Annotated in this window: 1 tRNA gene and 2 rRNA genes; all 3 read left to right on the top strand. The window is 43.4% G+C overall.

What is annotated here, in order from left to right:
* Positions 1–290, top strand: a 16S ribosomal RNA gene (locus ACM2FC_RS23455); the annotation flags it as partial.
* A gap of 65 nt (positions 291–355) precedes the next feature.
* Positions 356–432 (top strand) — tRNA-Ile (locus tag ACM2FC_RS23450).
* Positions 433–991: 559 nt separating this feature from the next.
* Positions 992–1,147: ribosomal RNA gene (locus ACM2FC_RS23445) — 23S ribosomal RNA — on the top strand; the annotation flags it as partial.

Genomic DNA, 1,147 nt, shown 5'->3' with positions numbered 1-1,147 from the left:
GGGCGGCCAACTTGCGAGAGTGAGCGAATCCCAAAAAGTGCGTCGTAGTCCGGATTGGAGTCTGCAACTCGACTCCATGAAGTCGGAATCGCTAGTAATCGTAGATCAGAATGCTACGGTGAATACGTTCCCGGGCCTTGTACACACCGCCCGTCACACCATGGGAGTGGGCTGCAAAAGAAGTGGGTAGTTTAACCTTCGGGAGGACGCTCACCACTTTGTGGTTCATGACTGGGGTGAAGTCGTAACAAGGTAGCCCTAGGGGAACCTGGGGCTGGATCACCTCCTTATACGAATAGATTATTGCGATGAGTGTTCACACAGATTGATAAGGTTTAATCGAGCAAAAAGATGTGGGTCTGTAGCTCAGGTGGTTAGAGCGTTCGCCTGATAAGCGAGAGGTCGGTGGTTCAAGTCCACTCAGACCCACCAAAATCTTCTTCTACGGCGTTAAGTTGTTCGTCGCATATTGTTCATATGCTTCCTCTCAACTTGCCTTGTATAAGCCAGATTTGGAAAACTCAATAAGTCATCATCAAAGTGTTCTGATAAGAATATTTGAATGATGTTTTATGCATCTTGCTCTTTAACAATTTGGAAAGCTGACGAATAGCTTAATGGTTTTCACTTTTGAAAAAGTGAAACAAAACAGCTCAAGACTGTGATCATTAAGTTATTCAATTAAAAGTTCTCAAATCCTATTTCTTTTAAAGATTTAGGTACCAACACACATTCAAGTGTTCTTGGGGACAACGTATTTTATGTTGTTCATATTTGAGTCCGGCAATTATCAGTCTCAATCATGTTTAAATAAATTGAGACACCTTTAGTGATTAACATACACCCGTATGTATCGCGAAGTGGATTTTTTCTTTAGGCAAGGCGCTGAAGAATTTGTCGCTGGGAGCAACCGTCTGGTTGTGACCAAGCAAATTCTGATGGCAACGCAGCATAAAGGAAAAAGACCAAGCGAGACCTTTTTGGGTTGTATGGTTAAGTAACTAAGCGTACACGGTGGATGCCTTGGCAGTCAGAGGCGATGAAGGACGTATTAACTTGCGATAAGCGTAGATAAGGCAGTAAAAGCCACTAGAGTCTACGATTTCCGAATGGGGAAACCCACGTGCATAAGCACGTATCATTAACT

The sequence above is a fragment of the Vibrio sp. A37 genome (assembly GCF_059777565.1).
The sequence above is the reverse complement of the archived record's forward strand: the minus strand, read 5'-3'. Positions and strand labels throughout refer to the sequence as shown.